Annotated in this window: 42 protein-coding genes and 1 tRNA gene; 37 read left to right on the top strand and 6 right to left on the bottom strand. The window is 72.9% G+C overall.

What is annotated here, in order from left to right; all coding sequences use genetic code 11:
- Positions 1 to 82: 82 nt before the first annotated feature.
- From ACTIGN_RS21355 to ACTIGN_RS21345, 3 genes are read right to left on the bottom strand one after another with little or no spacing between them, the layout of a single operon-like run.
- A complete protein-coding gene (locus ACTIGN_RS21355) occupies positions 83 to 1,354 on the bottom strand; it encodes a tyrosine-type recombinase/integrase (protein WP_439627587.1) in 1,272 nt (423 codons plus the stop codon).
- 36 nt (positions 1,355 to 1,390) lie between these two features.
- The gene (locus ACTIGN_RS21350; protein WP_439627586.1) at positions 1,391 to 1,870 is read right to left on the bottom strand and encodes a hypothetical protein; all 480 of its coding nucleotides are present in this window, start codon (positions 1,868 to 1,870) and stop codon (positions 1,391 to 1,393) included.
- Between the two features lie 10 nt (positions 1,871 to 1,880).
- Positions 1,881 to 2,207, bottom strand: coding sequence for a hypothetical protein (locus tag ACTIGN_RS21345; protein ID WP_439627584.1), 327 nt, complete (start codon positions 2,205 to 2,207; stop codon positions 1,881 to 1,883).
- A gap of 198 nt (positions 2,208 to 2,405) precedes the next feature.
- Here ACTIGN_RS21345 and ACTIGN_RS21340 point away from each other — a divergent pair, with 198 nt between their 5' ends.
- Complete coding sequence (locus ACTIGN_RS21340) at positions 2,406 to 2,915, top strand: hypothetical protein (protein ID WP_439627582.1); 510 nt, start codon at positions 2,406 to 2,408, stop codon at positions 2,913 to 2,915.
- Positions 2,916 to 2,976: 61 nt separating this feature from the next.
- Positions 2,977 to 3,432, top strand: coding sequence for a hypothetical protein (locus tag ACTIGN_RS21335; protein WP_439627580.1), 456 nt, complete (start codon positions 2,977 to 2,979; stop codon positions 3,430 to 3,432).
- A 188-nt stretch (positions 3,433 to 3,620) separates the two neighbouring features.
- Here the strand turns inward: ACTIGN_RS21335 and ACTIGN_RS21330 are convergent, their stop codons facing one another.
- Complete coding sequence (locus tag ACTIGN_RS21330; protein ID WP_439627578.1) at positions 3,621 to 3,869, bottom strand: hypothetical protein; 249 nt, start codon at positions 3,867 to 3,869, stop codon at positions 3,621 to 3,623.
- 264 nt (positions 3,870 to 4,133) lie between these two features.
- Between ACTIGN_RS21330 and ACTIGN_RS21325 the strand changes: the two genes are divergently transcribed.
- The 35 genes from ACTIGN_RS21325 (at position 4,134) to ACTIGN_RS21155 (ending at position 25,833) form a co-directional block, all read left to right on the top strand.
- Complete coding sequence (locus ACTIGN_RS21325) at positions 4,134 to 5,279, top strand: phosphoadenosine phosphosulfate reductase domain-containing protein (RefSeq protein WP_439627576.1); 1,146 nt, start codon at positions 4,134 to 4,136, stop codon at positions 5,277 to 5,279.
- A gap of 81 nt (positions 5,280 to 5,360) precedes the next feature.
- Positions 5,361 to 5,630 (top strand): hypothetical protein, encoded by a 270-nt coding sequence (locus ACTIGN_RS21320; RefSeq protein ID WP_439627574.1) that lies wholly within the window; start codon positions 5,361 to 5,363, stop codon positions 5,628 to 5,630.
- A gap of 2 nt (positions 5,631 to 5,632) precedes the next feature.
- Positions 5,633 to 5,899: a hypothetical protein gene (locus tag ACTIGN_RS21315; protein ID WP_439627572.1), complete on the top strand. Its 267-nt coding sequence runs from the start codon at positions 5,633 to 5,635 to the stop codon at positions 5,897 to 5,899.
- A complete protein-coding gene (locus ACTIGN_RS21310) occupies positions 5,896 to 6,417 on the top strand; it encodes a hypothetical protein (protein WP_439627570.1) in 522 nt (173 codons plus the stop codon). The genes ACTIGN_RS21315 and ACTIGN_RS21310 overlap by 4 nt, the downstream gene beginning before the upstream one ends.
- Positions 6,418 to 6,501: 84 nt before the next feature.
- Positions 6,502 to 6,837 (top strand): hypothetical protein, encoded by a 336-nt coding sequence (locus tag ACTIGN_RS21305; RefSeq protein WP_439627568.1) that lies wholly within the window; start codon positions 6,502 to 6,504, stop codon positions 6,835 to 6,837.
- A 115-nt stretch (positions 6,838 to 6,952) separates the two neighbouring features.
- A complete protein-coding gene (locus ACTIGN_RS21300; protein ID WP_439627567.1) occupies positions 6,953 to 7,342 on the top strand; it encodes a hypothetical protein in 390 nt (129 codons plus the stop codon).
- A gap of 44 nt (positions 7,343 to 7,386) precedes the next feature.
- Positions 7,387 to 7,839, top strand: coding sequence for a hypothetical protein (locus ACTIGN_RS21295; protein WP_439627565.1), 453 nt, complete (start codon positions 7,387 to 7,389; stop codon positions 7,837 to 7,839).
- Positions 7,836 to 8,120, top strand: coding sequence for a hypothetical protein (locus ACTIGN_RS21290; RefSeq protein ID WP_439627564.1), 285 nt, complete (start codon positions 7,836 to 7,838; stop codon positions 8,118 to 8,120). Before ACTIGN_RS21295 ends, ACTIGN_RS21290 begins: the two co-directional genes overlap by 4 nt.
- Before the next feature lie 2 nt (positions 8,121 to 8,122).
- Positions 8,123 to 8,329 (top strand): hypothetical protein, encoded by a 207-nt coding sequence (locus ACTIGN_RS21285; protein WP_439627562.1) that lies wholly within the window; start codon positions 8,123 to 8,125, stop codon positions 8,327 to 8,329.
- 198 nt (positions 8,330 to 8,527) lie between these two features.
- Positions 8,528 to 9,469 carry a DUF7227 family protein gene (locus ACTIGN_RS21280; protein ID WP_439627560.1) on the top strand — a complete coding sequence of 314 codons (942 nt, stop codon included), beginning with the start codon at positions 8,528 to 8,530 and terminating at the stop codon, positions 9,467 to 9,469.
- Between the two features lie 72 nt (positions 9,470 to 9,541).
- Positions 9,542 to 10,570 carry a Rad52/Rad22 family DNA repair protein gene (locus tag ACTIGN_RS21275; protein WP_439627558.1) on the top strand — a complete coding sequence of 343 codons (1,029 nt, stop codon included), beginning with the start codon at positions 9,542 to 9,544 and terminating at the stop codon, positions 10,568 to 10,570.
- 3 nt (positions 10,571 to 10,573) lie between these two features.
- Complete coding sequence (locus ACTIGN_RS21270; RefSeq protein ID WP_439627556.1) at positions 10,574 to 11,155, top strand: hypothetical protein; 582 nt, start codon at positions 10,574 to 10,576, stop codon at positions 11,153 to 11,155.
- The gene (locus ACTIGN_RS21265; RefSeq protein ID WP_439627554.1) at positions 11,152 to 11,517 is read left to right on the top strand and encodes a hypothetical protein; all 366 of its coding nucleotides are present in this window, start codon (positions 11,152 to 11,154) and stop codon (positions 11,515 to 11,517) included. The genes ACTIGN_RS21270 and ACTIGN_RS21265 overlap by 4 nt, the downstream gene beginning before the upstream one ends.
- A 55-nt stretch (positions 11,518 to 11,572) precedes the next feature.
- Positions 11,573 to 11,707, top strand: coding sequence for a hypothetical protein (locus ACTIGN_RS21260; RefSeq protein ID WP_439627552.1), 135 nt, complete (start codon positions 11,573 to 11,575; stop codon positions 11,705 to 11,707).
- A gap of 7 nt (positions 11,708 to 11,714) precedes the next feature.
- Positions 11,715 to 12,833, top strand: a complete 1,119-nt coding sequence (locus tag ACTIGN_RS21255) for a DUF1376 domain-containing protein (RefSeq protein WP_439627550.1) — start codon at positions 11,715 to 11,717, stop codon at positions 12,831 to 12,833.
- Between the two features lies 1 nt (position 12,834).
- Positions 12,835 to 14,172 (top strand): replicative DNA helicase, encoded by a 1,338-nt coding sequence (locus tag ACTIGN_RS21250; protein ID WP_439627548.1) that lies wholly within the window; start codon positions 12,835 to 12,837, stop codon positions 14,170 to 14,172.
- Positions 14,173 to 14,406: 234 nt separating this feature from the next.
- Complete coding sequence (locus ACTIGN_RS21245) at positions 14,407 to 14,772, top strand: hypothetical protein (protein ID WP_439627546.1); 366 nt, start codon at positions 14,407 to 14,409, stop codon at positions 14,770 to 14,772.
- A complete protein-coding gene (locus tag ACTIGN_RS21240) occupies positions 14,772 to 15,626 on the top strand; it encodes a hypothetical protein (RefSeq protein ID WP_439627544.1) in 855 nt (284 codons plus the stop codon). Before ACTIGN_RS21245 ends, ACTIGN_RS21240 begins: the two co-directional genes overlap by 1 nt.
- Before the next feature lie 2 nt (positions 15,627 to 15,628).
- A complete protein-coding gene (locus tag ACTIGN_RS21235; RefSeq protein ID WP_439627542.1) occupies positions 15,629 to 16,126 on the top strand; it encodes a hypothetical protein in 498 nt (165 codons plus the stop codon).
- Complete coding sequence (locus tag ACTIGN_RS21230; protein ID WP_439627540.1) at positions 16,123 to 17,292, top strand: hypothetical protein; 1,170 nt, start codon at positions 16,123 to 16,125, stop codon at positions 17,290 to 17,292. The genes ACTIGN_RS21235 and ACTIGN_RS21230 overlap by 4 nt, the downstream gene beginning before the upstream one ends.
- Positions 17,289 to 17,705: a hypothetical protein gene (locus ACTIGN_RS21225; RefSeq protein ID WP_439627538.1), complete on the top strand. Its 417-nt coding sequence runs from the start codon at positions 17,289 to 17,291 to the stop codon at positions 17,703 to 17,705. The genes ACTIGN_RS21230 and ACTIGN_RS21225 overlap by 4 nt, the downstream gene beginning before the upstream one ends.
- On the top strand, positions 17,702 to 17,956 hold the full coding sequence (locus tag ACTIGN_RS21220; protein ID WP_439627536.1) for a hypothetical protein: 255 nt from the start codon (positions 17,702 to 17,704) through the stop codon (positions 17,954 to 17,956). The genes ACTIGN_RS21225 and ACTIGN_RS21220 overlap by 4 nt, the downstream gene beginning before the upstream one ends.
- 2 nt (positions 17,957 to 17,958) lie before the next feature.
- A complete protein-coding gene (locus ACTIGN_RS21215; protein ID WP_439627534.1) occupies positions 17,959 to 18,261 on the top strand; it encodes an ArsR/SmtB family transcription factor in 303 nt (100 codons plus the stop codon).
- A 1-nt stretch (position 18,262) separates the two neighbouring features.
- Positions 18,263 to 18,400 carry a hypothetical protein gene (locus tag ACTIGN_RS21210; protein WP_439627532.1) on the top strand — a complete coding sequence of 46 codons (138 nt, stop codon included), beginning with the start codon at positions 18,263 to 18,265 and terminating at the stop codon, positions 18,398 to 18,400.
- 2 nt (positions 18,401 to 18,402) lie between these two features.
- Positions 18,403 to 19,026, top strand: a complete 624-nt coding sequence (locus ACTIGN_RS21205) for a hypothetical protein (RefSeq protein ID WP_439627530.1) — start codon at positions 18,403 to 18,405, stop codon at positions 19,024 to 19,026.
- Between the two features lie 2 nt (positions 19,027 to 19,028).
- On the top strand, positions 19,029 to 19,415 hold the full coding sequence (locus ACTIGN_RS21200; RefSeq protein ID WP_439627528.1) for a hypothetical protein: 387 nt from the start codon (positions 19,029 to 19,031) through the stop codon (positions 19,413 to 19,415).
- Positions 19,412 to 19,987, top strand: a complete 576-nt coding sequence (locus ACTIGN_RS21195; protein WP_439627526.1) for an ASCH domain-containing protein — start codon at positions 19,412 to 19,414, stop codon at positions 19,985 to 19,987. Before ACTIGN_RS21200 ends, ACTIGN_RS21195 begins: the two co-directional genes overlap by 4 nt.
- A complete protein-coding gene (locus ACTIGN_RS21190; RefSeq protein WP_439627524.1) occupies positions 19,987 to 20,502 on the top strand; it encodes a hypothetical protein in 516 nt (171 codons plus the stop codon). Before ACTIGN_RS21195 ends, ACTIGN_RS21190 begins: the two co-directional genes overlap by 1 nt.
- The gene (locus tag ACTIGN_RS21185) at positions 20,499 to 21,635 is read left to right on the top strand and encodes a hypothetical protein (RefSeq protein ID WP_439627522.1); all 1,137 of its coding nucleotides are present in this window, start codon (positions 20,499 to 20,501) and stop codon (positions 21,633 to 21,635) included. The genes ACTIGN_RS21190 and ACTIGN_RS21185 overlap by 4 nt, the downstream gene beginning before the upstream one ends.
- A 91-nt stretch (positions 21,636 to 21,726) precedes the next feature.
- The gene (locus tag ACTIGN_RS21180) at positions 21,727 to 22,833 is read left to right on the top strand and encodes a hypothetical protein (RefSeq protein ID WP_439627520.1); all 1,107 of its coding nucleotides are present in this window, start codon (positions 21,727 to 21,729) and stop codon (positions 22,831 to 22,833) included.
- Positions 22,830 to 23,090, top strand: coding sequence for a DUF4031 domain-containing protein (locus ACTIGN_RS21175; protein WP_439627518.1), 261 nt, complete (start codon positions 22,830 to 22,832; stop codon positions 23,088 to 23,090). Before ACTIGN_RS21180 ends, ACTIGN_RS21175 begins: the two co-directional genes overlap by 4 nt.
- On the top strand, positions 23,087 to 23,803 hold the full coding sequence (locus ACTIGN_RS21170) for a TIGR02996 domain-containing protein (RefSeq protein WP_439627516.1): 717 nt from the start codon (positions 23,087 to 23,089) through the stop codon (positions 23,801 to 23,803). Before ACTIGN_RS21175 ends, ACTIGN_RS21170 begins: the two co-directional genes overlap by 4 nt.
- The gene (locus tag ACTIGN_RS21165) at positions 23,800 to 24,744 is read left to right on the top strand and encodes a TIGR02996 domain-containing protein (protein ID WP_439627514.1); all 945 of its coding nucleotides are present in this window, start codon (positions 23,800 to 23,802) and stop codon (positions 24,742 to 24,744) included. The genes ACTIGN_RS21170 and ACTIGN_RS21165 overlap by 4 nt, the downstream gene beginning before the upstream one ends.
- On the top strand, positions 24,741 to 25,505 hold the full coding sequence (locus ACTIGN_RS21160; protein ID WP_439627512.1) for a TIGR02996 domain-containing protein: 765 nt from the start codon (positions 24,741 to 24,743) through the stop codon (positions 25,503 to 25,505). The genes ACTIGN_RS21165 and ACTIGN_RS21160 overlap by 4 nt, the downstream gene beginning before the upstream one ends.
- Positions 25,506 to 25,566: 61 nt before the next feature.
- The gene (locus ACTIGN_RS21155) at positions 25,567 to 25,833 is read left to right on the top strand and encodes a hypothetical protein (RefSeq protein WP_439627510.1); all 267 of its coding nucleotides are present in this window, start codon (positions 25,567 to 25,569) and stop codon (positions 25,831 to 25,833) included.
- A 70-nt stretch (positions 25,834 to 25,903) separates the two neighbouring features.
- Here the strand turns inward: ACTIGN_RS21155 and ACTIGN_RS21150 are convergent.
- A tRNA-Met gene (locus ACTIGN_RS21150) sits at positions 25,904 to 25,975 on the bottom strand.
- 101 nt (positions 25,976 to 26,076) lie between these two features.
- Complete coding sequence (locus ACTIGN_RS21145) at positions 26,077 to 26,607, bottom strand: hypothetical protein (protein ID WP_439627508.1); 531 nt, start codon at positions 26,605 to 26,607, stop codon at positions 26,077 to 26,079.
- Between the last annotated feature and the right edge of the window lie 89 nt (positions 26,608 to 26,696).

Raw genomic sequence — 26,696 nt, 5'->3', positions numbered from 1 at the left:
TTGTTCACCAAAGTTCACCGCGATTAACCCAATTCCCGTAAGCGGCCCGTAAGGGCCGGCCCCCCAGGACCGAAGCGACCGCTCACTTGCCCCGGCCCTTCCCCTTGGGGCGCGGCGCGTCCGGCAGCGGGGGCAGGCTCTCGGCCGCGGCCGCCATGTCCGCGTCCGTCGACACCGCGTAGTAGTCGAGCGTGGTCTTCAGGTCCTTGTGCCGGGCCATCCGCCGCACGACGTCGATGTCGTTCCCGGAGCGGATCAGGCCCGTCACGTACTTCCGCCGCAGCCCGTGGAACGTGACCCCCTCGCCCAGGCCGGCGCGATTCGCGTCGCGCTTGAGGGTCTGGGTGGCCTTGCGGCCCGCGGCCCAGGTCCCGGGCCACAGCTTCGCCAACGGCTTCCGGCCCGCGAGCCAGGGCCGCACCTCGTCGGCGACGTGCCCGGGGAGCGGCGTCGACTGGACGAGCTTGTCCTTGCCGAGCACGGTCACGACGGGCGGCGCGGCGTCGAGGCGGAAGTGGGCCGGGGTCAGGCGGGCCAGCTCGCTCGCGCGCAGGCCCGTGTACGCGGCCACGAGGTAGAGCACCGCCCGGTCCGCGGCCGGGATCAGCGTGCCGTGCCGGCGGGGGGCGGCCCGGCACGCCCCGAGGAGCCGCACGAACTCGGCGTCGGTCAGCACCCGCTTCGAGCGCCGCCGGTCCCGCGCCTCGGCGTACCGGGCGACCCCCTCGACCGGCGACCGCTCGCCCGCCTTCGCCGCGTACCAGTTGGCGAACGCCTTCACGGTCCGCAGGTACCCGTTGAGCGTGGCCGGCGAGAGCCCGTTGGGGTACTTCGCCGTCCGCTGGTCCCGCAGCCGCCCCAGGAACCGGGTCAGGTCGTCGCCGGACACGTCGGCCCACGTCTCCCACCGGCACCCGGCCCGGACCGCGTCGAGCCGCACCCGGCCGGTGACGCGGTACTCGTTGACGGTGTCCCGGCCGGCCAGGACCTCGCCGTACTCCGCGAACAGCTCGGCGAGCGGCCGGAGCCGGGCGCGGGCCTCGACCGCGTGGTCGGGCAGGCCGTGCCGGGCGCGCGCCGCGGCCTCCTCCTCGCGGGCGAGCGCCGCGGTCGCGAGTCGCTTGTCCCTCCCGACGGTCCTCTGCCGCGTCCGGCCGGCGGCGTCGGTCCACTCGATCGCCCACCGGTCGGCGAGCACCACCACGGCCCGGGGCCGGCCGCGGACCTCGCGGACCTCGCACACCGTCGGCGCCCCGCGGATGGTGAGCGTGACCGACCGCGCGCCGGCGCGGGTCGTGACCTTCGCCCCGGGGGGCACGGCGCGGGTGTAGCTCGGGTTAAAGATCCTGCCCATGTGCGGACTCCTTCCGGGGGGTGCGGGCCATTCTCTTCAGCGGGCCGGGGCGCGTCCACCGGCGGCGAGGTCGCGGACCACGCGGCAGTCGATCCCCAGGAGCTGCGCGAGGTGGTGCGGCGAGTCGTCCCGGTCCGCGTCCGGGCCGAACCACACGACCCCCCGCGAGCGCGCCACGAGGTGCAGGTCGCGGCGGAACACCGCGGCCCGGCCCCACCCCGCGATGTCCGGGTACTCCGGCAGGTACAGGTAGCCGCGGGCCGCCGCGTAGCACTGGACCGCCAGGTCGATCGGCTCCCCTTCCGCGCGGCCGAACACGCACGGCCGGTGCGCCCCGGTCCGCCGGCTGAAGCACTCGTCGAGGAACTCCCACGCGGCGCGGACACCGGGGACCTCGCGGCACCGGGTCGGGTCCGCGTGCGCGAACAGCAGCGACGCGGGGACCGCGTCGGGGCGGCCGGTCGCGAAGACCGCGAACACGGGCCGCCAGTCGGTCGTCGGGCCGTGCATCGGCACTGGGCGGCCCTCACGCGGCGGTCTTCGGGGCCGGCCCATACTCGATCTGGTACGGGCTCTCCCACCGCAGGCTCACCTCCGTGCCGCCCGTGAACGCGACCCGCCAGAGCCCGTCCCACGTCCCGAGCACCCGCCCCCGGACCGCCAGTCGCGACTCGCACTTCCCGCCCGGCAGCGGCCGGTCCACGAACCCCACCGCCCCCCGGACCGCGTGCCGGACGCCGTCGGCGTCGGTGACCGCGGCCGACGTGAGCGACAGCGCCCGGCCCCCCTTCGGGACCGTGGTGAACTCCCCGGCCGCGTCCACGAACGCCCAGAACCAAGTCGGACCTGCCATGATGTGACCCCCGTTGTGATTTCCTGCCCCCGCGCGCCCCGACCGTCCGCCGAATCGGCGCGGCAGGCAAGATTCCGCCGCTCCCGACATCGCGTAACTTCGGACCGCCCGTTCAATATGTACTCGCGTTCACTTAACTAGCAAATACCCGAACCGTGCCTTCCCGCTGTGGGCACGGTTCCAGGAACCCGGTGACCCGTGGGAGAGAGCCACGACGGCGAGCTGAAGGAGGCGCTCGCGGCGGCCGAAATGGTCCTAGGGAAGGTGTGGGGGCAGGTTTCGCGCAGGTCGTCCGCGTCGGTCGACCGGGCCGGCGTGCGGCTCACGGTCACAGTCGCCCCGTTGCCCGGGCTGGCGCGCCCGCCCACCCCGGCCCTGTTCGACAACACCCCCGAGCCGGTGCCGGGCGACCCGCCCGGCGACCCGGACGCCGCGCCCCCGGGGGTCCGGCCCCTCGACTGGCGGGTCGCGATCGCCGTGCGCGACATGCGGGCGGGCGGGGCGGCCAAGGTGTGCCGGAAGCAGATCGTCGCCCACCTGGAGCGGGCGAGCGGCATGGCGGAGAGCACCAACAGCGTCGCCCACGCCCTCACGCGGCTCGTGGCGGCCGGCCACCTGGTCCAGGTGTCGCGGGCCGGCGGGTACGCGCCGTCGCCCAAATCGTGCCTCACGCGCAAGGCACAATCTTCGCCTCCCTCGGCTGCGTAAACAGGTGTATAGTTACCACCGGCGCGACCGGCACAAGAGCCGGCGGCCGGGGGCTTCGCTCATGTCCGATCCCATCCGACAGCTCCAGGTCAGCGCCCAGAACGCCGCGCGGCACCTGACCGGCGCCCAAGCCGACCGCGTGGTGGTGTTCGACCTCGCCGGCCGGAAGCTGCTCGACATGGCGGTGCCCGTCACCTCCGTCGCGGCCGGCGGCGGCGGGGGCGAGGAGCCGGAGGCGGCCGAGGCGGGATGGTCCGAGCGGAAGGGGAGGGTCTACTTCGACGGGACGCTGGTGCCCCTGTCGGGGCGGAAGCTCGACCTATTGAAGGTGCTGATCCGCGAGGACGTTGCCGACGTGGACCAGCTGCGCCCGGCGTGGAAGGGCAGCGTGGTTGAGGTGAAGACGATCCAGTGGACCGTCGGCGAACTGAAGAAGTCGCTGAAGGAACTGTTCGGTGACTTCCCGGGCGACATCATCGTCCCGACCGGGTCCGGGTACTCGCTCCAACTCCGGTAGCCGGCCGGCCCGACCCAAACGCGCGGCCCCAGGAATTCCCTGGGGCCGCTTTCGTTGCATGGCCCGGCCCGGTCGAGAGCCAGACGGGAGCCAAACGAACCAGCCAAAGACCAGACCGCTTCTGGCCGAGAACCGGACGCAACCCGGAGGGCTGGCCGGCATACTTCCACACGTCGAGGCCGAGAAGGTCACGGGGTCGGAGGCTGGGGGAGCGGTTCGCCCGCCTCCGCGTAGTACGCCTCGGCGGCCTTGAGGAACGCGGCGGCGGCGACCGGGTCCAGGAAGCGGGAGGCGGGGTCGGACTTGATGAGCAGGTACATCTGCCGCAGGTAGGCCTCGGCAGCGTTCAGCAATTCCGTTCCGTAGTGCTTCGTCCGCCGCGCGTCCGTGAGGTACTCGAAGGCCGCCTTGAAGGTGACCGGAGCGCGGCACGTCATCGTGTCGGTCTCGACCTTCGCGCGGGGCCGGCCGGGGCCGCGCTTGCCTGGAGACGCACCAGAGTTTTTGGGAGCTTTTGCCACAGCAGAGGGCACGATACGTTCTCCCACGGCTTACGAAAACCATTACTGTTGGTTCGCGCTGGAATTGTAACCATTAACGGTATTCGTCACCAGAAAAATTACTTCAGTTGTTGTTGACAACAATTAATTGCGAAGGTACTGTCCCTCCACACGACACGCAACCGCCCAGCGAGACGACCCGTGAAGCCCCTCCCCACGATCGCCGAAACCGAGACCCCGAGGGGGATCGCAACGGCGCCCGAGGTCGACCGGCTCCTGGCAGTCGGCTCGCCGGTGGCGATCGGCGTGAGCGGCGGCAAGGACTCGTCCGCTGTCGCCCTGGCCACCGTCGCCCACCTGGACCGAATCGGCCACGCCGGACCGCGGACCCTCGTCCACGCGGACCTCGGAGCCACGGAGTGGGCCGATTCGCTCCCGACGTGCCGGCGGCTCGCGGACCGCCTCGGGCTGGAACTGCTCGTCGTGCGGCGCAGGCAGGGGGACATGATGGACAGGTGGGAGCAGCGGTGGCGGGACAACGTTGCCCGGTGGGAGGCGCTCTCCTGCGTGAAGTTGATCCTGCCCTGGTCGACCCCGGCCATGCGGTTCTGCACGGCCGAGTTGAAGGTGGATCAGATCACACGGGCCCTTTGCAAGCGGTACTCCGGGTGCCACATCTTGAACGTGACCGGCATCCGCCGGGCCGAGTCCACCGAGCGGGCGAAGGCCCCGGTAGCGAAAGCCCAGCCGAAGCTCACCAGCGTCACCCACGGGACGGCGGGCACGGACTGGCACCCGATCATCGACTGGTCCACTCCGGACGTGTTCGCCTACGCCGCGGAGCAAAACTTCCCGCTCCACGAAGCGTACACGAGGTTCGGGGCGTCCCGGGTGTCGTGCGTCTGGTGCATCCTGGCGACCGTCGCCGACCACAAGGCGGGCGCCAGGGACGAACGAAACCTCGCACTCGCCCGGCGGATGGCCGACCTGGAGACTCGCTCGACGTTCGCCTTTCAGGGTTCCCGGTGGCTCGGGGACACACTCGCAGTGCACCTGTCGGACGAGACCCGGGGCCGGCTGGCCGCGGCGAAGGAACGGGCCAAGGTTCGCGAGGGGGCCGAGGCACGCATTCCGAAGCACCTGCTCTACACGAAGAACTGGCCGACGGGGGTGCCGACGCCGCCCGAAGCGGAACTCATCGCCGAGGTCCGCGTGGCGGTCGCCGACGCGGTCGGTCTTGAGCGGACGTTCTGCGAGCCGTCGGCAATCATCGGCCGGTACGAACAACTGCTCCGCGAAAAGCACGCGCGGGACGGCAAGAAGGCCAAGCCGCGGCTCGCTGCCTGACCACACCACAACAGGACCGTTACCCACCCGCACCGCCCCGTCGGCCGTGCGCCTGGGACGGTACGCGCGCAGGAGCCCCAGATGACAATCACCGGCGACTTGAAGCGGCTGCGGGCCGACGTGCGGTACGCGGCGTCCGGAGCGACGCTCGTGCTCGACGAGTGCGGCGGCCTCCCGCCCCGCATCGAGGTGGCGCTCACCGAGGCGGACCTGGAGGCGCTGCTCGAGGGCGTCCGCACCCTCCGGGCAGCGGCCCCGGTCGCCCCGCAAAGGGAGGCTGCCGGCCTCGCGGAACTGGACGGCGTCCCGGGGGCCCTGGTCCCGGCCGCGGCCCCCGGCGGGGAGGGCTGAGCGTGGCCCGCACCGCACCGAGGCTGAAGACGTCGCTGATCCGCCAGCGGGACGCCTGCCGCGCCATGGGCATCTGCCGGGTGACGTTCTGGCGGCACTGGGGGCCGGTGTTCACCGACCCCCGGGACCCGACCGACCGGGGCACGACGTGTCACCGGAACGTGTTCGAGGACGAGCTGGCCGTCGCGGTCGAGGCCGGCGGCGGCGTGTCGGGCCGGGCCAAGGCGGCGGTGATCAATTACCGGGCGTCCGTCGGGAGGAAGTCGTGACGGACGCCGCCCCGGAACCCGGGACCGCAACGCCGCCGGTGGCGTGCCCGTGGTGCCACGGGTCGGGGGTCGAGCCGTTCGAGGACGGCGACGCGGTCGGGTGCCTCGCGTGCGACGGCGGCGGCCTGGTGGCGGCACGGGTGCAGATGGTGACCTCGCACAAGTTCCCCCGCCCCGGGGCCCGCCGGGCGGTGTACGAGCCCGGCCGGTGCCGGCTGACGATCACGCAGGGCCGGACGGTCGAGCGGTACGCGCTCCTCCCCTTCCCCGCGGACGCCGGGTTCGGGTTCGCCTTTGCCGCCCTGAAGGACGGGGAGACCGAGCCGCACACGCTGCGGTGCGGGGGCCGGGACGGGAGCGACTGCTCGTGCGGCGGGACGTCGTTCCTGTCGACCGAGCGGGCCAACGAGCGGGCCTGGAACGAGGGCCGGGACACGCACCCGAGTGCGGGGTGCAAGCACCTCGACGCCGTCGGCCCCCTGGTCGCGGCCGGCTGGTTTGGACCGCCCAAGAGATGAACCGAGTTTGCGCGACGCGGGTCCGTGTGACAGACTTCAACAGGTGAACGCCGGAACACGCCACACGAACCTGAGGAGGCGGCGATGGACACGGAACTGCTGATCCGCCGGGTGACGAACCTCGACCGGGTGCTCCGCGACGCGGCGTCCGCCGGCAGGGACGCGGCCGCGGTGCTGAACCGGCTCGGCGAGTTCACGAGTGCCACGTACGGGGCGGACGGCGAGTACGTGGGCCGGCCGCTGTTCTGCGACCACACGCGGGGTTCCTGGCACCAGATCGCCCACCACTGGCGGAACCGGGTCGAGAAGGACTGGTGCCGCGCCGGGGCCGTCAAGCCGCGGGACATGGCCAAAGCGATCCGGCGCGACCTGGACCCGCTGTTCCGGTGGGCGCGGGCGCGCCGCGAGGCGTGCGTGTGAGACACGACGGCGGGCCGGGGCGACTCGTGGTCGCGCCGGCGGAGCGGGTCCGGGGTGTTCGACGTTACGGGCCGCGGTGCGATTCCGCACGCCGTTACTGAACTGGGAGAAGGTCATGGAAAGCTGGCGACTGGTGTGGCGCGACGGGTTCGCTCCGGTCATCTCTACGGACCGCCTGGTCGCGATCCGCGACGCGCTCCGGGACGACGACCCGCGGCTCATCCAGGGGCAAACAGCGAGCCCGGTCCCGCTGTCCGTGCCGCCGACCACCGAGGCCAAGGCGGCGTGCGTCCTCGGGCTGTGCGCCTTCGTGGGCGGCGGACCCACGACGACGGGTCACGTCGAGCACGTGTTCGCGGCCCTATGCTTCGACGCGGACCAGCGGCTCGGCGAGCCCGCCGCGTGCCGGTGGTTCCTCAACTGGTTCGACGACACGCCGCGGGCCGAAATGCGGCGCGAGCTCCTCGCCGAGGTCGAGTTGGTGCTGGCGGGCCGGGCCAAATGAACCGGGCCGCCCACGACGGGCGGCCCAACCACGGAGGGTCAGGGATGACGCGGGTGGCAAACGAGGCGGTGCGGGTCGCGGAGGGCCGGGCCGCGGTGGCGCGGCGGCGGCTCGACGACCGGTGGCAGTTCATGGCGCTCGTCGCGGGCCTGTTCCTCGGGTCGGCCGGGACGTGCGTGACGATGCTCGCGGTCGACGACCCGTTCGCCCCCGACCCGGAGGCGGCGGCCCGGGAGCGGGACCTGGGCGACCAGGTGCTCCGGCTGAAGATCCGGGCCGACACCGCCGCCGCCCGGGCGGACGCCGCGGAGTCGCACTCGCTCCGCGTCACGGCCGACCTCGCGGACCTGTGGGTGCTGTCGGCGCGGCTCGCGCTGGCGAACGCCGACCTGTGGCACGAGCTGCACAAGCCCGCCGGGCCGTTCGCCGAGGTCGGCCCCGGCGACTTGATCCCGGTGCCGGCCGTCCCCTTCCCCGTCGCCCCGGAGGGACCGTGAGCCACCTCGCAACCGGACTCATCGGGTTCGCGGTCGCGGCCCTGGTCGGGTGGTCACGACACGCGGCGTGCCGCGAGCGACTGGACGAGTGCCGCAGGGCCGCACAGCGGGTGTGGGCGTCGGGCGTCGAGGCGATCCTCGCCGCCAACGACCGGATCCGCGACCTGGAGCGGCAACTCGAGGCGGCCCGGCGCGGCCGCAACCCGGGACCGGCCCCCGACGACGACTGGCGAGACAAGAACATGCCCGACATCGCCGGGCGGATCGGACCCAAGGAGTGACCGTGGACCGCAAAGAAGTGATCGTGCAGGACGAGTGGGGGGTCGACCTGATCCCGCGGCAAAGGACACTCCGCGAAGCGGCGGACAAGCTCGTGAAGCTACTGGACGAGGAGGAGCCGGGCTGGGTGCTCATCCGGGTGGTCAACCCGCCCTCCCCGTCGCGGTTGATCGATTACGCCTGGTGCGCCGACTCGGCCCTCCTCGGCTGAGCGCCCCCGGGCCACGAACCACCCCTGCCAAGGACGGCAGGGCCGGCCCGCCAAGGACGGCGGGCCGGGAGGAAGGTGCAGGACAGCCTCGAGTGTCCAGCGTCTCCGTCCGCCCAAGACGGAGCCCCGCCGGCGGTGGTCCAATCCTCTCGACGGGGGGTGCGGTAAGCCGGCTTATTGAACCAACAAGGGGACCGCATGGACGCCGCGCCCGAGATCGACCCGGACCGCCTGTACAAGGCCGCCGAGGTGGCCCGCCTGTTCGGGGTTGCCACCGCCCAGCCGCGGCGGTGGGCCCGGCGCTCGGCGACCGGGCCGCGGTCCCCGATGCGGGGCCGGTTCCCGCTCGCGTCCGAGCGGCCCTGGCGGGTCTCGGGGGCGACCCTGGCGGCGTTCCGGGCCTGGCGGTCGGCGGTCGCCCCGCACCCGGGCGTGATCGCGAAGGCCCACTCGTTGAACGCGAAGCTCGGCCGGGCCGCGGCGACCTACGTTGCCCGCCAGTCGTGCCCGGCCTCGTGCCCGTTCCGGGCGGAGGGGTGCTACGCGGAGCACGACAACACGCGGGCGACGTGGGACCGGATCACCGCGGGCTCGGCCGGGGCCGGGCCGGTGGAGCTGGCCCGGCGCGAGGCCGCCCTAATCGACGGCCTGCCCGGCACCCGCGACCTGCGGCTCCACGTCGCGGGCGACTCGGTGACCGTGGCCGGGACGCGGGCCATCGCCGCCGCGTGCGGGCGGTACGTCGAGCGGGGCCGGGGCGCCGGCTGCGACGTGAAGGTGTGGGCGTACACGCACGCCTACCGGACCGTGCCCCGGGCCGCGTGGGGCGTGGTGTCGGTCCTGGCCAGCTGCGAGACGGCCGCCGACGTCGCGGCCGCCCGGGGCCGGGGGTACGCGGCCGCCCTGGTGGTGCCGGAGTTCGGGGCCGAAGCGGCGCACGCGGCCGGCGGCGTGCGGCTGCTCCCGTGCCCGCAGCAGACGCGGGGCCGGGCCTGCACCGACTGCCGGCTGTGCTTCGACGACGGGCGGCTCCGCACGGCCGGGCTCGTCATCGGGTTCGCCCTCCACGGGTGGGGCTCGAACAAGGCCCGCCGCGCCCTGGAGCGCACGACGCGGACGCCGCTGCCGATGGCGGCGTGACAGGCAACCGGGCTCGTAGCCCAACCGGCGGGGCGGCCCGCCCGTTCCACAGACCACCAACGCGAGGCCGACGTGAACGCGACCCAGACCCCCGAGCTCCAGGCGATCCAGGCCTCCCTGGCGGACCCGTTCGACCCGAAGGAGGTCCGGTTCAAGCCCCAGATGGTGAAGAGCAACCGCGCCCTGGCGATGGCGTACATCGACGCGCGGCTCGTCCAGGAGCGGCTGGACGCGGTCCTCGGCGTCGAGAACTGGCAGGACGGCTACGAGTTCCTCCCGGACGGGTCGGTGGTGTGCCGGCTCCGGCTGCGGCTCGGCGGGAAGTGGGTCGCCAAGACCGACGTGGGCTCGCCCAGTGAGCAGCCCGACTCCGGCGACCGGGTGAAGGCCGCGGTGTCGGACGCGCTCAAGCGGGCCGCGGTCAAGTTCGGGGTCGGCCGGTACCTGTACCGGATCCCGTCTCAGTGGGTCGATTACGACCCGGCCAAGAAGCAGCTCACCCAGGTCCCGCAGCTCCCGGCCTTCGCGCTCCCCGCGAAGCAGCGGCCCGCCGCCAAGGGAACCGCCCCGCAGCAGCAGCCCGCGAAGCCGGCCGCCGCGGCTCCGACCCAGAAGCCGGCCGGTCCGAAGCCGCCGGAACAGCCGAAGCCGCCGACGGCCGCCCTCCCCGCCACCGGCCAGGAGCTGCACCGCCGGTTGCAGGAGTACGACGCCAAACTCGCGGCCCAAAAACTGTGCGGCCGCGGGGCGCTCCTGGCCCATGTCGTCGAGGCCGGGGTGCGGGCCGGGTACACCGCGAACATGACCGACTGGACCGGGCCGGCCCTGGCGTTCGCCGTGGACGTGGTGAAGGAGTTCGAACAGACCGTCCGGCGGCCGGCCGCGGGGGCCAAGGCCGACCCGGTTGCCGACCGGGCCGCGGCGCTCGAGCGGTTCCAGCAGGCGTGCGACGACGCGGATCAGTCGGCCGAGTCACTGACCCACTACCACGCCGCCGAGATGGGCTGGCCGGCCGGCAGGCCGCCCGCGGTGGACAAGCTCACCACGGCCGAGCTGCTCCGCCTCGCCGGGCTCGTCCGCACCAACCTCCAGAGGGCCTGACCCGTGACGCCGTACATCGCCATCGACATCGAGACGACGGGGCTCGACCCGCGGAAGTGCCAGATCCTCGAGGTCGCGGCGGTCGCAGAGTCCCGCGACTGGTCGGTCCCGGTGAACCGACTTCCGAGCGTTCGGTTCCTCGTCGAGCACAAGAAGTACCGCGGCGAGCCGTTCGGCCTGGCGATGAACGCCCGGCTCCTGTTCGAACTCGCCAAGCCGAAGGCCGAGCGGCTCGTCGAGTCGGTGTGGGCCCACGAGGTGGCGTGCCGGATCGCAGCGTTTTCCGCACTGCACGTCGCCGGCACGCCGACCCTGGCCGGCAAGAACTTCGGCATGTTCGACTTCCGCTTCCTCGAGCGGTTGAAGAACTGGCACGAGCACTGTCGGTTCCGGCACCGCGTCCTCGACCCCGGGTCGATGTTCCTCGACCCGCTCGCGGACGACCGCGTGCCCGACACCGGCGAGTGCATGAAGCGGGCCGGGGTCACCAACGACCACCCGCACAGCGCACTGCACGACTGCTACGCGGTCATCGAGATGGTCCGGGCGCACTACCGGGCACGGGCCCAAGCGGGGGCCGCGTGAACCACGCCGACGTCGCCGCCCGTGTCGGCGCGGCCCTCGCTGATCTGCTCGCGGCCGCGGGCGTGCTGGCGGGCGACGGCCCGGACGCCGCCGAGAAGGTCGGCCGGGCGCTCGCCGCGGCGGGGTGCCACGGGCCGGCCCACGACCCGCTCGACTGCCCGGTCGCGACCTGGGTGCGGCGGCGGGCCGGGTTCGGGGGAGAGCCCCGGATCCTCCTGAAGCACACGCGGGCGGTGGTTACGACGGGGTCGGGGCCGGCCCTGGTGCGGGTCGTTGTGGAACTCCCGGCCGCGGTCACCGAGACGATGCGGGCGATCGACGGGCGGCGGTTTCCCTGGCTGACCGATCGGAGGGCTGCGTGAAGGACTACGCGACGTTCCTCGACTCGAAGGCCCAGGTCGGCACGGCCGCCGCGGGGTGGGCGTCGAACTGAAGCGCGCGTACTACCGGCAGGCGATCGCGAACCTCGAAACAGCGCCCAAGGGCCAACCGGTCGAGTTGGCGGATTCGGAGCAGCGGGCCGACCTGTACCCGGACCTGGAAGCAGCGTGAGGACCTGATGCGGCCCCCGTTCTTCGCGTTCTACCCGTCGGACTTCGCGGACGACTTCAACGTCGCCGCGATGTCCACACTCCAGGTGGGTGCTTACGTGCTCCTGCTCTGTAAGGCGTGGCAGGCCGACCCGCCCGCGAGTCTCCCGAACGACGACCAGATCCTCGCGCGGCTCGCCCGCGTGGACGCGGCGACGTGGGAGGAGATCAAGCGCGGCGTGCTCGTCCCGTTCCGCGTCGGCACGGACGGCAGGTTGCACAGCAAGCGTCTCCGGCAGGAGTACGACGAGGCACTGAAGCGGATGCGGACCGCGAAGGAGAAGGGCCGGCGCGGGTCCGACCAGCGGTGGCGGCGCGGCGACCCCCGCGACACAGACCCCGCAGGCCGCGCGACCGATAGCACAGGCATTGCTCCAGCTATGCCCGTGCCAATGCCCGAGCAGTGCCCGAGCAGTGCCCGTGGGCGACGGGTCGGGGCGGGTCCGGACGGCACCCGGGGCAAGCAACGCGGCGACCACGGCCCCCCGGCCGCCACAGACTACGCAGGCGGCACGACCGATAGCACAAGCATTGCTCCAGCTATAGCCGGGGCAGTGCCCGAGCAGTGCCCGAGCAATGCCCAAGCAATGCCATTAGAGATTGGAGATTGGAGAAGAGAAGAGAAGACCCCCCTACCCCCCGCAGAGCCGGGGGGCGGCGAAGGGGCGGCCGCCTTCGAGATCATCGACACGAACCTCTGGGCCGAGTTCGTTGCGGCGTGGACCGCCGCCGGCCTCCCCGGGGCGGGCAAGGTCCAGCGCACCGCGAACCGCGTCGGGCTGCTCCAGCAGCGGCTCGCGGCCGCCGACTGGCGGGAGCGGTGGCGGGCGGCGGTGGACCGCGCCGGGCGCTCGGCCAAGCTCCGCGGCCTGGACCCCTCGTGGCCCTCCGGGCTCCGGCTCGACACGTTCCTCAAGGACCCGGACATGCTCGTCCGCGTCCTCGAGGGCGAGTTCGACGACGCCGGCTCGGGGGCGAACAAGCCGAAGCACGTCCCGCACGTCCACGACCCGCGGGACAACCCCGGGTACGCGCCGCCGACCGCGGCCCCGTACCCCAAGCCCAAACCCCGGCCGGAGGCCGCCTGACGTGAACGACTCACTCGCCACCCGAATCCCGCCCCAGGACCTGGCCGCCGAGCGGGCCGTCGTCGGGGGCGTGCTCCGCGACCCCGACGCGTTCCACGACGTGGCCGCCGCAATTGGCCCCGGGAGCTTCTACCTCCGCGCCCACCAGGTCCTCTTCGAGGCGATGATCGCGCTCGCGGGGGCCGGGCGGCCGATCGACCTCGTGACCCTTCACGACCACCTCCGGGCCGTGGGGCACGGGGCCGAGGTCGGCGGCGCGGGCTACCTCGCCGAGGTCTGGGACGCGGTGCCGACCGGGGCGAACACGGTGTACCACGCGGGCATCGTCCGCGAGAAGGCCGCGCTGCGGTCGGCGGTCCACGTCGCGAACGAGCTGATCCGGGCCGCGCACGCCGACGAGAACGCGGCCGAGGTGATCTCCCGGGCGGCGGCCCAACTGTCCGACGCGAACGAGCTGGCCCTCGGGGGCTCGGACCGGATCGTCGCGGTCCCGGACGCGGTGCGGGCCGCGCTCCAGCGGATCGACGACCGGGTCACCGGGACGGGCAAGCCGGAACTCGGGACCGGGTTCGTGGACCTGGACGACCTCCTGGGCGGGCTCCGCGGCGGGCAGATGGTCGTAGTCGGGGCGCGGCCCGGGGGCGGGAAGACGGCCCTGGCGGCGTGCCTCGCGGCCAACGCGGCGATGCAGGGGACGCCGGTACTGTTCTTCTCGATGGAGATGCCGGCGTCGCAGATCGGCGAGCGGTTCCTGGCGATGGGCTCCGGGGTGCCGCTCAACCGCATCGTCCGGGACCGGCACCTGGCCCCCGAGGACTACGAGCGGCTGGCGGCGGTGGCCGCCCCGGGTGGCCTGGGCACGGTGCCGGTGTACGTGGACGACGCCCCGGGCCAGACCGCGGCCCGGCTCGTCGCGGCGACCCGCCGCGAGGTCCGCCGCCGGGGCGTCGGGCTCGTGGTGATCGACTACCTCCAGCTCATGCGGCCCGAGAACCCGGGCGAGAACCGGACCCAGCAGGTCGGGCTCATGAGCCGCCGGGTGAAGCACCTGGCCCGGTCGTGCGACGTGCCGGTGGTGTGCCTGTGCCAGCTCAACCGCGGCGTCGAGAACCGCGGGGCCGACGCGAAGCCGCGGCTGGCCGACATCCGCGAGAGCGGCGACATCGAGGCCGACGCCGACGTGGTGCTGCTTCTACACCCGCAGCCGGACCAGCCGAAGGCCAACGACGTGTGGCTCATCGACGTCGGGATCGCGAAGCAGCGGAACGGCCCGGTCGGGGACGTGACGCTCGCCTACCGCAGGTCGTGCGTCCGGTTCGAGAACGCGGCCCGATCCTGAGCCGGCCCGGGTTCGCGCCAGGGCGCTGCGTAGGGCGCGAACGGCCAGCGTTCCGGCTCAGGAGTCAGACGGAACAAGATCACGTAACAGGAGCGACGCTGCGCGCGAAAAACGGCATGGCCGTATGTCTTATCCAGCCAACACGAGTCGCGCAATCAGCACGACCGGACCAGGAAGCACAGGGGGCGGGATGCGGGCGAACTGTGTTGCCGCGGCCGAAGCGGTGGCGGCCTGATGCCGGGGCGGGCGGACGCCATGCGCGGGGCCGGCGTGCTGGCGGCGCTCGTGCGGCGGGGCACGCTCGGGACGGACCCCGAGGTGCTGGGGATGCTGGCGGACCTGATCCTTTATGTGTGCAAGGAGGACGCGATGGACACGCTGAGCGACGAGGTCGGGCGGCTGCGGCGCGAGTTGGCCGCGGAGCGCGAGTACGGGGTGCGGCTCCGCAGCAAACTCGCCGAGGCGACGGCGAGGTGCCACGAGCGGGCCGGCCGGGTCGCGGACCTGGAGGCCGAGTGCGAGTCGCTGCGGCAGCAACTCGACCAAGGCGAGGTGGGCGTGTCGCTGCCCTTCGGCGAAGAACTGCGGGGGGCGGCGTGATGCGTGAGCCCCACATCGCGACCACCGACACCGGGCTGATGCTCTGGCACGAGACGGAGGCCCTCGCGCGGCCGGTGTACGCCGCGCTCCAGGCCGAGTTGCTCCGCCTGGGGTTCACCGTCGGCCCTTGCGCCGAGACGGAGAAGCACTACCCGACGCTCGCACCGGGCCACCGCCGCGGCCGCCGGGAGCAACTGGACTACTCCCTCGAACTCAGCGGGCGGACGGTCAAGTTCGAGGCGTGGCAGGAGAGCCGCGCGAGCAACCCCGCCGGCGGCCGGTACGACTTCCGCAAAGTCGACCGGATGGACTACCTGACGCGGCTCCGGTTCGTGTGGACCCGGCGGCACCTGCTCGCGCTCCTGGCCGGCATGGGGTTCCCGCTCGCCTCGGAGCGGCTGTGCATGAGCCCGAGCGGTCGCGACCCACTCGCCGCGTTCAACTCGGGATGGGGCGCGGACCGGTTCACCCGCGGCCCGGACGGCTGGCCCGACGCCCGCGAGTTGTCGTCGTGGGACCGCAGGGACGGCGACGGGAAGCCCACGAGCAGCGGCGACACGCGGTTCGTCCAGCCGTGGAACGCCCGCGGCCGGTGGGTGCGGTGCCGGGTGTACGGCGGCATCAACGGCATGTGGCACTGCTACTGCAACGGCGCGTACCTGAACAACGTCAACGTCGGCAACCTCCGGTCCGTGTGGCCGGGCCGCGGCCGGCGGTTCTCGTCCCGGGAACGGGTTCGGGTGCTCGAGGGCCGACTGGAGAAAGCGGTCCACGAGAAGCGGTTCCTCGCGGCCCACGGGATCAACCAGGAACTCGAACGGCTCAAGGCCGAGGCGACCAAACCCAAGGAGTGACCATGTCCTGGGAGCATTCCCACTTCGACAGGGCGTTCGCCGCGTTCCTCACGGCTGGTGCCGACGAACTGCCCGACCCGGACGCCGTGTTCTTCACGGAGGCCGAGGCGAACGAGTACATCGCCCGCGAGCGCCAAAAGGCAATGCTCGACGACTACGGGGGCGACGAGTCGAAGGCACGCGCGGAGGGTCGCACGCCGGAGGACCACCTCCACGAGGCCGGGTTCCAGGAGGTTCGCAACCTCTTCATCCCGTGGTGGAACTCGACGGACGAGCCGAACGAGAGGCCGGAGCCGATCCCGGAGCACGCGGGCACCGTCGTCGGCCCCGACCGGCAGTTCCTCGCGACGTGGCTCTACCGCGTCAGCATGGTCTGCGCGTGCCTGCGGAACCACGCCCGGTCCGGGGCAAAGGTGGACCTCGACGTCGCGGTCCTGATGGCACAAGAGGTCAGCGTCGGCCTCGAGGAGTTCAACCAGTTCTTCCGGGAGATCCCATGAGCTTTTTCATCGGCCGCGTGACGGCCCTGCGGTTCCGCGTGTCCGGCGACAGGCCGGCCCAGTTCGGCGACGACGACCTGGAGAAGCTCCGCGAACACGCCGCGGGCAAGCAGACGGTCGCGACGGCCGACGGCGTCCAGGTCGGCTGGGCCGCGGGCGCGAGCGTGCTCGACACCGACTTCGAGCTGGAGAAGAACATCGTCGCCGACGCGCTCGTGTTCGACCTGCGGGTCGACACGGACCGGCTCCCGACCGACCTGCTCAAGGCGTACTACGAGGTCGAGTTGAAGGCGCTCGCCAAGGGCAACCCGAGCGGCATCCCGTCGGCCCGGCAGAAGCGCGAGGCGAAGGAAACGGCCCGCGAGCGGCTGGAGCACGAGGCGAAGGATGGCCGGTTCGCCAAGCGGAAGTGCGTGCCGGTGCTGTGGGACCGGACCACGAACGAGGTGCTGTTCGGGGCCACGGCGCTGACGCACGTCGACCGGCTGTGCGGCCTGTTCGAGCAGACGTTCGGCCGCGAACTGGAGTGCCTTACCGCGGGGCCGCGGGCGGACGCCGTGCCGTGGGCGCTTTCGTCGGTCCTCGTTGGACTCGCCCCGACTGCGTTCATCCCCAACGTGTCCCCGCCCGACGTCGCGTGGATCGCAAACGAGAAGTGCCAGGACTGGCTAGGCAACGAGTTCCTCCTGTGGCTGTGGTTCACCGCGGACTCGGTGACCGACACGCTCAAGTTGGACGACGGCAGCGACGCGACGTTCATGTTCAGCCGCACCCTCGCCGTGGACTGCCCGCGCGGTCAGAGCGGCAACGACGCCTTCGCCTCGGAGGGTCCGACGCAGCTCCCGGAGGCCCGGCGGGCGGTCCAGGCCGGCAAGTTGCCGCGGCGGGCCGGGCTCACCCTGGTCCGGCACGCCTCCCAGTACGAGCTGACCCTGCACGCCGAGACGCTGGCGGTGGCGAGCGCGAAGCTGCCCCCGCACGACGAGGCCGCGACCACGCCCCGGGCCCGGCTCGAGCACCGCGTCGAGGCCACGCGGGGGCTGCTGGAGGCGCTCGACCTGCTGTACGCGGCGTTCCTCCGCAAGCGGCTGTCGGCCGAGTGGGCGAAGGAGCTGGCGGCGGTGACGAAGTGGCTGACGGGCACCGAGCGGAGGGCGGCCGCGTGAAGATCGGGTTCACGGGCTCCCGCGTGGGCATGACCACCGCCCAGAGGGACGCCTTCGCCTCCCGCATCACGGCGCCCGAGGAGTTCCACCACGGCTGCTGCGTCGGCGCGGACGAGGACGCGGCGCGAATGGTGTTCGGGACGGGGTGCCCGCGCGTGGTGGGGCACGCGCCCGACAACGCGCGGTACGTCTCAGAGGTGGCTCTCGGGTGCAACACCGAGAACCACGACCCGCTGCCGTACCTGGGCCGCAACCAGCGCATCGTCGACGCCACCGACGTGCTGGTCGCGTGCCCGATGGGTCCGGAGGTGCTGCGGTCGGGGACGTGGTCGACGGTGCGGTATGCCCGCAAGCAGCGCAAGCGGATCGTGATCATCTGGCCGGACGGAACGGTAACCACGGGGGGAACGTGATCCAGCTCAGCAAGGCGCATTACCTGTTCATGATCGGCACGCTGATCGTGTCGATGGCGTGCAACCTGTTCCAGACGCTCGTGCTGCAGGAGCTCGGCCGGGGCCTGTTCGAGACCCGGCAGCGGGTGTTCGAACTGATGGCCCTCAACGACGAGATCATGCTCCATTACCGGGAGCAGCGGCGGATCAACCGCGAACTGTTGCAGTTGGACGCCGCGCCCCGAGCCGACCGAACCACAAACGAAAGGTGAACATGACCACGAAGGACAGGATCAACCAGGCGGACTGGCTCGCGGCCCTCGCCGAGCCCACCCGGCTCGCGATCGTCGCGGCCCTCGCCGCCGGGCCGCGGAACGTCACGCAGCTCGCGGCGGCGGTAGGGGCCGAGATCGCCAACGTCTCGCACCACCTGGGCGTCCTGCGGACCGCGAAGGTCGTCACGGACGCGAAGAGCGGGCGGTTCGTCGTGTACACGCTCGCGGCGGCGAAGGTCGCGGGCGGCACGGTGACGCTGACGCACCCGAGCGGCGCGGAGGCAGCGGTCCCGCTGGCGTGACATGACCCGGACCATGCGGGAGATGGAGGCGGCCCTCCGCTGGCACCGGCGCGTCTGCCGGGTCGCGCTCGTGGTCGCGGCGGTCCTGGCGGCCGTCGTCGTGGTGGGCCTCGCCGCGGTCGCGTACAGGAGGACTTGAGCGTGGACGCTTACGAACTGTTGAAGCCGGGCGGCGCGAAGACCGGCGTGTTCGCGTGCGGCAAGTGCGGGCTGCTCCGCTCGTGGAACAACACCACGGCGAAGCCCGCGAACATCCCGCCCGAGGACCACGCGGCCCAGGACGGGCACATCCGCACCGAGGCCGAGCGGTGCTGCCGGCCAAAGGTGTGCACCGACTGCGGCGGCGTGAACGAGAGCAAGTCGTGGACAATTTGCGAGCCGTGCCGGGTGAAGCACGACACCCGGCGGGAGCGGGCCCGGTTCGAGAAGGCGAGGCACCTGACCCCGGCCGAGTACGGCGGCCCGGTCATGGAGCCGAACGACCGGTTCCACATGGACCTCGGGGCGTTCGAGGACCACTACGCGGACGCGGACCCCGAGGACGGGACCAGGCCCGAGTACGTCTGGGCGTGCCGGCCGGTGAAGTTCTGCATCGACCTCCGCGGGCACGTCCTCGACCACGTCCACGAGGACGCCGCCGACCAGATCGACGAGGCCGGGCTCAAGGAGCTCGACGCGTTCGAGAAGCAGTGGTGGGAGAAGTACGGGGTCGAGTCGTGGGAGATCGACTACAGCCGCGCCGTGGTTCTGAACGCAAAGGAGTGACCATGACCCCGTCACGGAAGACCCGCCGCGACCGCGGCCACGACCACCGGCGGCCGGAGTTGCCCGGCGACTGCACGGCACTCCGGCTGCTCATGCGGCTGTGGGCCGGGGACACCCTCGACGCGGTCTGCGGCCGCCTCGTGCTGCTGCGGCTGGGCGACCCGACCGACGTGTTCCCGATCCCGACCGCGGCCCTCGACGAGTTGGAGTACGCCCGCCGTTGGGTCCGCGCCCCGGAGCCCGGCCGGCCGGTCGCGCTGACCGCCGCGGGGCGGGCCGCACTGGCGGCGTGGCTCCGGCGGGTGCAGCCGCGGGCGCGGTCGGTGTCGAACGGCCGGGGCGACCGAATTGACCTGGAGGCGGCTCCCGAACAGGAGGTTTTAGGATGAAGTGCCTCAGTCTCTGGAACCCGTGGGCGACGCTCGTGGCGACCGGCGCGAAGCGGGTCGAGACCCGCGGCTGGCACCTGTCGCACCGCGGCCCCCTGCTGATCCACGCGGCCAAGAAGTGGCCCGGCGACCTCCAGCGCGTGTGCCTCACCCGGCCGTTTCGCGAAGCGCTTCGCGACCTCGGCGTGCCGCCGGAGCCGGCCTCGTGGTCGGCAGCAACCATGGAGGCCATGAAGCGCGGCTGGGGCATGTCGTTCGGGGCGATCGTTGGCATGGTCGAGGTGGTCACCTGCGTGCCCGTCGAGCGGGTCGGGCGGTGGGAGAACGAGCCGGCGGAGCCCACCCGGAACTACCTGCTCGACGACCTCGGCATCATGGGGCCGGCCGACGGCCGCCCGTACCTGTTCGTGTCCGACGACGAGCGGGCGTTCGGGGACTACGGCCCCGGGCGGTACGCGATCGTCCTGAAGAACCCGGTGCGGTTCGAGAGGCCGGTCCCGTGCGTCGGCCGGCAGGGGCTGTTCGAGGTGCCCGACGACCTGATCGCCCAGGCACTCAAGGAGGCCGCCTGATGCCGACCGTTCGCCAGTGCGACGTTCCACCCGATGTGTGGGCCAAGCTCATGGCGGCAGTGGGCGACCCGGCACCGACCGGCAGCGGTGTGCGACCTCCCCCCTCTGGGGGGATGGTGGCCGCGACGTTTGTGCCGCCTGGGACGTGGGTCATCCCGCTGCACCTGGCGGCGGTCACGAACGGGCCGGCCCTGAAGCGCGGGGCGATCGGGCGGGCCGGCCGCGACCGGCGGGTCGTGGCCGCGGCGCTCGCGCCGGCGCTCCGGGAGTTGGCCCCGTTCGCCGACGCGGCACAGGGCGGGCGGCCGGTGCGGTGCCGGATCACGCGGCTCGGCGGTGGGCTGATGGACGACGACAACCTGCCCCCGACGGCGAAGTGGGTGCGCGACACCGTCGCCCTGTTCCTGGGGGTCGGCGACGGGCCGCGCGGGCCGGTGCAGTGGAAGTACGACCAGGAGCCGGGCGACGCGGCGGGCGTCCGGGTGGAACTGTCACTCGTGGAGGCAACGGGATGAAGCTGATCGTGGACCGGGAGGCCCTGCTCGACGCCGCGCGGCTGGCGGCGGGGGCGACCCTCAGGCAGGCGAGTGTCAAGGGGACGCCGCGGGCGGCCCTGGCGTGGGCGCGGTGCGAGGCGACCGCCGACGCCCTGACGCTGACCGCGTCGGACCTGGAGTTCTGGCTGTCCGTCCGGGTGCCCGTGGCGGACGCGGACACCGAGGGGGTCGAGGTGCTCAACCCCGACGCCCTGGTGAAGATCCTCCGGGAGCACCGGGACGCGGAGGTGAGCCTGTACCGCCGGCCCGGCCGCGGGGAGGTGGAGCTCGTGATCGGGCGGAACCGGTACGCCCTCGAGGCGGGCGACCCGGCCGCGTTCCCGGACCCGCCCGGCGGCTCGGCCGAGGGCAAGCCGGCGGTGCCCGCGGGGGCGCTCGCCGCGGCCCTGCGGCTGGCGGTCGCGGCGGCGGGTGAGGACACGACCCTGGGCGGCGGTCGGTTCACCACCGACGCGGTGACCCTGGCGTTCGGCCCGCACGGGGTCGCCGCGGTCGGGGCCGACGGCACCCGGCAGCACGTCGGCATCGCGGGCGGCCCGGCCCGGGACGAGGCGGCCGTGCTGGTGCCGTGCCGGTCGGCCCGGAAGCTCCTCGCGGCCCTCGCCGGGGTCGCCCCGGACGCGCCGGCCGCGGTGGCGACCGGCCGCGGGTCGCTCACGGTGAGCACCGAAGCGCTGACCGTGAGCGCGTCCCTGCTCCAGGGCACCCCGGTCCCGTGGAAGCCGCCGGCGGCATGGGCCTGCCCGGCGACCGCGGGCCGGGCCGCGCTCCTGGCGGCCGTGCGGTGCGCGCTCGTGGCGGCCCCGGCCCGCGGCGCGGTCGACCTGCGGTTCAGCGCGGCCTCCTGCGGCATATTCCTTCACGCCGCCGGCAAGGGCGGCCGGGCCGACACCGACGTCGGCCTCGCCTCGCCCGTCCCGGACGCCGCGTTCCGGGTGGACGGGGACGCGCTCAAGGCGTTCCTGGCCTCGGCCGCCACGGAGACCGTGGACCTCGGCATCAAGAGGAACGCGCTCCAGGTCCGGGCGGGCGACGACTGCGGGGCGGCGTTCATCGAGCTGGTCGCCCCTGCCCAACAGGTGGCGGCATGAGTGGCACGCTCAGACCGGGCGACGAGCTCGGCCTGCCGAAGTCCCACGAGGTCCGGGCCGCCTACGAGGCCTTCAATAAGGAGCGCGGGTTATGAGGCTAACCGTCGACCGACAGCACCTGCTCGCCGCGCTCGCGGCCGTGTCCCACGTCCCGGCCGGGGTCGCCCGGGTCGAGGCCTCCGCGGCCGGGTGCTCCGTCACCGCCGCCGCGGACGGGGCCGGGGCGCGGTTCGCCCTGGGCGGCGTCGGGGTGGAGGCGCCCGGGGCCGCCGCCGTGCCCCTGCCCCTGCTCCGGGCGTGGCTCGCCGACTCCGAGGCCGGTCGGGTGCGGGTCACCGCCGACCGGTCCGGCACCGTCCACGGCACGGACCGCGAGCGGCTGGCGTTCCCGCTGTCCGACCCGCGCGCCGTCCCGGACCCCCCGCCGCCCCCCGCGGCGGGGGTGGAGGTGCCGGCCGAGGCGTTCGCGCTCGCGGTCGCCCGCTCGGCCTTCGCCGCCGCCCGGCCGGGCCGCGAGGACCGGTGGGCCACGAAGGGGCTCCGGGTCGCGATCGGCGGCCGGGCGCTCACGCTGGCGGCGACCGACACGCACCACCTCGCCGTCGCGACCGTGCCGCTCGCCGCGGACGCGGCTGCCGCGGTGGCGCTCGTGCCGGTGGTCGCCGCGAAGTGGTGGGCCCGGCTCCGCGGCCACCCGGTCCTGGTCGCGGTCGGCGACCACGCCGTCCGCGTCGAGTGCGGGCCGCTGACCGCGTGGACGGCGACGCTCGCCGGCAAGTTCCCCGACCTGGACCAGCTCCCCCGCCCGGGCCACGCGGCGCGCGTCCCGCTGGCCCCGCTGCGGCGGGCGCTGCGGATGGCGCTCGCCGGGGCGGACCCCGAGCCGGGGGACGAGATCGACCCGGCCGTGCGGTACGTCCTCGTCACGGTCGCGGCCGGGTCGCTGACGCTCCGGGGCGACGCCGACGGCGGGCTGTCGAGCGCGGTCGAGGTGCCCATCCCCGGGCGCGCCCGGACCCCGTTCGCGGCGACCCTCGACGGCGTCCGGCTCGCCCACTACCTGCGGACCGTCGCGGCCGAGCCCGAGGTCGTGCTCCGGTGGACGGACGCGACGAAGCCCGTCGAGGTGACCGCGGGCGAGGCCAGTCGGTACGTCACGTTCCCGAAGGTCACCGAGCAGGAAGCGAGGGCGGCGTGAGCGCGTACGTCGATCCCCTCCGGGACTGGGGCTGGCGGCTCGGCCCGTCGTGCCACCTGATCGCGGACACACTCGACGAGCTGCACGCCTTCGCGCTGCGGCTCGCGCTGCGGCCGGCGTGGTTCCAGGGCGGCAGCCGGCACCCGCACTACGACCTCACCGCGAAGCGGCGGGCCGAGGCGGTGCGGCTCGGGGCGGTGGAATTGGACGCGCGGTCGTTCGTCGCGAAGGCCCGGAGTCTCCGAGGTGACGGATGACCCACGATGCCCTCCTCGCCGCGGTCCTGGCTGACCCCCGCGACGACACGCGCCGCCTCGCCCTGGCGGACCTGCTCGACGAGACTGACCAGCCGGCCCGGGCGGCGTTCATCCGCGCCCAGGTCGCCGTGGCCCGGCACGGCGACGCGAACATGGCGTGCGAGCGGTCGGGCCGGAAGTTGTCCCACACGGGCGAGCCCGGGCCGCTGTTCGAGTCGCGGTGCCGGTGCCGCCCCTGTGGGCTCGCGCGGTCCGAGTACCGGGCCTCGTGCCGCCACGTCACCGAGTGGGAGCGGGTGGCGATCGAGCCGTACCTGAAGGAGTACGCCGACGCGGTCATTGCCTCCATTACCGGCAGGGACGTCCGCGGACAGTGGCCCGTGATGCGCGACCAGTTCTCCTCGCGCCCGCGGGTCCGGTTCCGCCGGGGGTTCGTGGACCGGGTGACGCTGACATCGGAATCGTTTCGCACTCACGGCGCGGCGCTCTTCGCGCGCAACCCGGTCGAGGCGTTCGTGCTGCCGGACGCGGAGCTCCGGGTCGAGATCGACCCGCCGGGCGATGGCCACGACTGGCAAGCGTACTACTTCGGCCCTCCTCCGCGTCGGTACGTGGACGGCGGCTACCTGGGCATGAACGTGTGGGAGCGCCGCGAGGACGTGGTGCCGGGGGTGATCCGCGAACTGGGCATGGACCAAGCGAGGGCCGCATGACGACAGTGGACGCTCTGCACCGCTCGATCCTTGCTGATCCCGACAACGACACCCTGCGGCTGGCGTACGCCGACGCGCTCGACGAACGGGGCCGGGGCGACGACGCGGCCCGGGCGGAGCTGATTCGAGTGCAGATCCGGGCGGAGAAGTTGACCCGCGTCCCGGTCTCGCCTCGGTGCGGGTCCGTCTCGGACCGGTGGTGCCCGGCGTGCGGCGACAGCACCTGCCGCGACCCCGAGCGGGGCCTGTCGGATCCGGGGTGCCCGCTGCACGACGAGGACAGCCCGCACGCCGGGACCGCGGACCGCATCTTGTCGCTGCACGGAACGGCCGCCCGGCTCATTGCCGCGCACCCCGAGTGGTCGTGGCTGAAGTGTCCGTCGTGCGGCGGCGACGGTCGCCGCCCTCCGGAGGCGGCTCGTCGTTTGGGTCCGGACTGCGGGACGTGCTACGGCACCGGTGATCTGTTCGTCATCCGCCGGCCCGGCGACGGGACGAAGGTCACGTCCCGCAACCCCGTGTTCCGTCGCGGGTTTATCGAATCCGTCGAGTGCCGGCTCGACGAGGTCTGGCAGGAGCGCGAGGTCGCGGTCGCGAGCATGGACAACGCCTTCTCGTGGATCATCGGCCCAACATCATGGGCCAGGGCGTTGATCGAAGCGGTCCCGACCCTGACCCGATTCGTGATCACGGACCGGGAGCCGGCGCGGGGTTCGGATGGTACCGCCGAGTGGTACAAGGATCGCGGTAGGAATTTGGGTGGGTACTTCCTTCCTGGCGTCCTGTTCGACGCGCTCACCGGGCGGGCGATTGTCGCGTCCGTCAGCCAATCCACTGGCGACCCGGTTGGCGTGCTGAAGGCGCACCCAACTCCCGCCGCCGCCCGGGACGACCTGGCGGTCGCCGTGTGCGATGTCGTGCGAAAGGCGGTGGCCGCGTGACCGGCGACGAACTGGCGTTCATCGAAGCGGTCTGCTCCGCCCCCGCCGACGACACCCCGCGGCTGGTGTACGCGGACTGGCTCCAGGAGCGGGGGCAGGAGGACCGGGCCGCGCACATTCGCTGGGCAGTTGCCAACCCACAGAACAGCATGGTCTGCCTCTGCGGGTGCAAGGGGCGGGAGCCGAACCCCTGCGAGACGTGCCAACTGTTCGGGGACGAGGTGGCCGGCATCCCACAGCGGACCGACGGCGAATCGCACTACGTCACGAACCGAGGATTCGTCTGCGAGGTCCGGTGTTCGGCCGCCGACTGGCTCGCCCACGCCGACCGGATCGCGTGGCACCCGACGCAGACGGTGGCGTGCCCGGAGGTGAAGTGGCGAGTCGTCGAGGGTGTCGTTGACCCGGACACGCTCCGCAGGCGGCGGCAGGACAAGTACAAGGACTGCGGCCCGTGCGCCCCGTGGTGCAAGGGCGGCTGCGAGGGCACCGGCCGCGTCTCCCGCCCGTGCCCGGCGACCGCGCAGCCGATCACGTCCGTGACGCTGACGACGACCCCCGAGGGCTACTGGATCGACCAGGACGGCGAGATGGTGTTCGTGTTCACCCGCGGCACGACGATGGTGCGGAGCGTGCGTGAGGTCGACGTGTACGAAATGCGGAACCGCCGCGGCACCTTCGGCGGTACGCCGCACACGATGCTCGACCTGCTGGAGACGGTGTGGCCCGGGATCACCTTCACGCTGCCACGGGACACTTAGTAACGATCGGCCGAGCGTATAATTCCCAATGGTACGCCCAATGCATTGTGGAGTGACGGCAATGATGGAAATGGGATTCCCGGTGTTCGAACTGAACGACGTCGAGCGGGACCGGACCGTGCAACTTGATGAGCTTGTTTTCAACCGGCTCTCGATCGAGAGCATCACGGAGCGGTACATGTGGACCGCACCCCCGTCCCCCGCGCCGCGGTTCATCAGCCTGCGGGTCGCGGGACGTACCGAGCCGATCGCGAGGTTCACACCCGAGGAGTTCGCGACGCTGCCGGACTCCGAGATTATCGCCCGCATCTCGGCCGGCATTGTCTGAAAACGAAGAGGGCCACCCGCGCCAACGGGTGGCCCTTTCACTTCCACAAGCGACACTCTCGCGATGCCAGTCGGGGTGGGAGGAATCGAACCTCCTGCCTTCAGGTTATGAGCCTGACGAGCTACCGGTGCTCTACACCCCACCAAGAGCCCGGGCCGCCGCGGTCGCGTCGCCCAACCGCGCCGCAGCGTGCCCGGGCCTGAGCCAGAAGACTACCACACTCGCGCGAAAGCGCAAGTCCGGTCACGCGGCCGCGAGCACGTCGGCGAGTGTCAGAACCCGCAGCGGGGCCGGCCGCTCCGCCTTTGCCGGCGGGAACTCGCGGTCCAACAGTTCCAGCATTGCGACGTGTGCCGCCGCGGGGTCGGCAAACGGGCCCGGGCACTCCAGCACGCGGCCGCCCTTCTTCACCTTCGCGCCGTAGCCCCCGTCCTTGCGCTCCGCGACCCACGTCGGCAGTGCGGGAGACACGTCCCCCGCCCGCGTGCCCAACCGCGCCAGGACGCACTGGAGGGCCTGCCAGATCCCCAGGGGGGTGGCCGGCCGTCCCGCCGTCTCGCGGATCAGTTCCCGGCGGACCAGTTCGGCCGTGGCCTCGCTGTCGTACAGGCCGCAGTTCACCGACCCGTGCCCGCCGAGCCACCAGCGGACCTGGTACTTGGTCCCCTTCCCGGGGTAGCGGATGTAGTGGCCGCACTCGTGCCGCCGCTGGCGCAGGCGGACGCGGGCGGGGGCGGGGGGCGCGTCGAGGTGGGCGAAGAGGGAGCCGAGCACGGGAGGGCCTCCGGGGTGCGGGTCGCGGTCGCACAGCCACATTCGTCACCGACGCGGTTGCCTGTTGAGCCGAACAGACAACCCGGTCC

Origin of the sequence: Gemmata sp., assembly GCF_051859125.1 — a bacterium.
Lineage (GTDB): Bacteria > Planctomycetota > Planctomycetia > Gemmatales > Gemmataceae > Gemmata.
Note: the sequence above shows the minus strand (reverse complement) of the source record. Positions and strands in the feature narration are given on the sequence as shown.